A 2943-nucleotide genomic window follows, 5' to 3' on the forward strand; every position below is an offset into this window, starting at 1 on the left:
GCCGATGGGTGCAGGACGTTACTCCGCGCGGGACAGGGAGACCGCGAAGCGCTCGGCGCTGTCGGTCCACCAGTGCGACAGGCCGAAGCCGGCGTCGGCCAGCTCGTCGCCGACGCGGGACTGCCGGAACTTGGCGGAGATCTCGGTGCGCATCTCCTCGCCCTCGGCGAAGTCGATCTCGATGCCCGCCCCGGGCAGGGCGACGTGCATGGGGCGCAGGGCCCGCAGGCGCATCTCGATCCACTCGTTGTCCGAGTCCCACAGCGCCACGTGCTCGAACGAGTCCGCGTCGAAGTCGGCGTCGAGTTCGCGGTTGACGACCCGCAGCACATTGCGGTTGAACGCGGCGGTGACGCCGGCGGAGTCGTCGTAGGCCGGCACGAGGACGCCGGGATCCTTGACCAGGTCGGTGCCGAGCAGCAGCCACTCCCCCGGCTCGAGAACCGCGCGGATGGAGCCGAAGAACTTGGCCCGCTCCGCCGGCAGGAGGTTGCCGATGGTGCCGCCGAGGAAGGCGAACAGCCGGGCACCGTCACCCGGCAACAGGGCCAGGTGCTCGGTGAAGTCCCCGACCACGGCATGCACGGCCAGGCCTGGGTACTCGCCGACGATGGTCTCGGCGGCGGCCGTCAGCGCGCTCTCGGAGACGTCCATGGGCACGAACTGCTTCAAGGAACCGTTGGTCCGCAAGGCATCCAACAGCGTCCGGGTCTTGTCCGACGAGCCGGAGCCGAGCTCGATGAGGGTGCGGGCCTGGGTCACGGAAGCGATCTCCGCGGCTCGGGCCCGCAGCACCTCCCGTTCGGCCCGGGTCGGGTAGTACTCGGGCAGCTCGGTGATCTGCTCGAACAGATCGCTGCCGACGGCGTCGTAGAACCACTTGGGCGGCAACGACTTCAGCGGGCCGGCCAGACCGGCCCGCACGTCGTTGCACAGCGCGCGGGCCATGTGGTCGGCGGTGAGGTGGTTTTCCACTACCGGGTTGGTCATGGTTCCTGCCGTCCTGGATCCAGGGGTCGGATGTCTACAGTGGTCTTGGAGGCGAACACGATGCTGTGGTCGGGCACGGCGACCCAGGCCGGGTCGTCGTCGATCGGCTCGGACGCGACGGTCACCGCGCCCGGTCCGGGCCGCACCCACAGCGAGTGCCACCACGCGGTGGCAACGAGCAGTTCGTCGTTGCCCAGCAACAGGTTCAGTCGGGAGTCGGGCGCGGCCGCGGCGACCTCCAGCATGACGGCCTCGATGGCGTCGACGGGGTCCTGGCCGGCCCGCAGGCGGTGCCGGACCAGCGCCCACAGCAGGGCGGCGTCGGTCGGGGCGTCGAGCGTGATCAGGTCGGTCACGGGAAGTCGTTGCGCCAGCAGTGAAACGCTGTCCGGCCAGCCGCGCACGACGCCGTTGTGGCTGAACAGCCAGCTCCCCTCGGCAAAAGGGGCGCTGGCCGTCTCCACCACGGGCATGCCGACGGTCGCCGAGCGGGCCGCGGCGACCACGGCGGTGGCCCTGGTCGCCGCGGCCAGCGAGGCGAAGCCGCTGTCGGTCCACATCGGCACGGCCCGCCGGTAGCGCACCGGCGCCTTCTCGCCGGGCGCGAACCAGCCGGCCCCGAAACCGTCGGCGTTGATGGTCCCGCCGTGCCGCATGTCCTGCGGCGCGTACGACTGGCGCAGCAGCGAGTGCGGCGGCGCCAGCAGCAGGTCGGCCAGCGGCACGGCGGGGCCCAGGTAACCCAGATGGCGGCACACCGGCGTCAGTCCGGCCGGTGGTCGCGGGCGCACCGGAAGCCGGCGAAGATCTGCCGCCGGATCGGGTGGTCCCAGTTGCGGAAGGTGCCGCGCACGGCCGCCTTGTCGGTGCCGAACGACCCGCCCCGCAGCATCTTGTAGTCCCCGCCGAAGAACACCTCGGAGTACTCCTTGTACGGGAACGCCCTGAAGCCGGGATAGGGCCGGAAGTCCGAGTCGAGCCACTCCCACACGTCGCCGACCAGCTGCCGCACGCCCAGCGGCGACTGCCCCAGCGGGTACGCGCCGACCGGGGCCGGCCGCAGGTGGCGCTGGCCGAGGTTGGCGTGCTCGTCCGTCGGATCCTCGTCGCCCCAGGGATATCGGCGGGATCGACCGGTGTCCGGGTCGAAGCGGGCGGCCTTCTCCCATTCCGGCTCGGTCGGCAGCCGCTTTCCGGCCCACGCCGCGTAGGCCTCGGCCTCGTGGTAGCTGACGTGCACGACCGGCTCGTCGACCGGAATCGGCTCCACCACACCGAATCTGGTGCGCTGCCAGCCGTCCCCGTCACGGTGCCAGAACCGAGGCGACGTCAGGCCGGCCTCGGTGCGGTAGGCCCAGCCCCGCTCGCTCCACCAGCGCGCGTCGTCGTAGCCGCCGGCGTCGATGAAGGCCAGGTAGTGCCCGTTGCTCACCGGCACGGTGTCGATCCAGAACGAGTCGACGTGCACCTGATGGGCCGGGCGCTCGTTGTCCAGGGCCCACGGTTCGAGCGAGGTGCCCATCTCGAACGAACCGCCCGGCACGAACACCTCGGCCGGCAGCCGCTCCGCCGGGGCCGCCGGCGGGTTGGGGGCGTGCAGGACGGGATTGCCCTTGCGGAGCTGGTGGGTGGCCAGCATGGTCTCGTCGTGCTGCTGCTCGTGCTGCACGATCATGCCGAAGGCGAAGCCGTTCTCGACGAGCTCGCGGCCCTCCAGCGGCGTGCGGTCCAGCACGTCGAACACCTTGTCCCGCACCTCACGCACGTAGGTGCGGGCCTCGGTCGGGTTGAGCAGCGGCAGCGACGGCCGCTCGGCCCTCGGATGCTGGAACGCGTCGTACAGCTCGTCGATGTCCTGGCGCACCGGGTCCCGCCCGCCGACGTCGCGGACGAGCCACAGCTCCTCCTGGTTGCCGATGTGGGCGAGGTCCCACACCAGCGGCGACATCAGCT

Annotated in this window: 3 protein-coding genes; all 3 read right to left on the reverse strand. The window is 71.3% G+C overall.

Features of this window, described 5'->3' with window-relative positions; genetic code table 11:
* Positions 1–18 precede the first annotated feature (18 nt).
* Complete coding sequence (egtD, locus tag KUTG_RS09365) at positions 19–990, reverse strand: L-histidine N(alpha)-methyltransferase (protein WP_043716384.1); 972 nt, start codon at positions 988–990, stop codon at positions 19–21.
* Positions 987–1748: an ergothioneine biosynthesis protein EgtC gene (gene egtC / locus KUTG_RS09370; RefSeq protein WP_043728754.1), complete on the reverse strand. Its 762-nt coding sequence runs from the start codon at positions 1746–1748 to the stop codon at positions 987–989. The genes egtD and egtC overlap by 4 nt, the downstream gene beginning before the upstream one ends.
* A gap of 5 nt (positions 1749–1753) precedes the next feature.
* Positions 1754–2943, reverse strand: a 1190-nt coding sequence (gene egtB / locus KUTG_RS09375; protein ID WP_043716385.1) for an ergothioneine biosynthesis protein EgtB, incomplete at its 5' end; no start/stop codon positions are given.

This window comes from Kutzneria sp. 744, assembly GCF_000568255.1.
In the GTDB taxonomy this organism is placed as follows: Bacteria; Actinomycetota; Actinomycetes; order Mycobacteriales; family Pseudonocardiaceae; genus Kutzneria.

Excerpts from the sequence above, each read along its gene's own strand:
- egtD (WP_043716384.1), bottom strand. The coding sequence starts at position 990 with ATGACCAACCCGGTAGTGGAAAACCACCTCACCGCCGACCACATGGCC.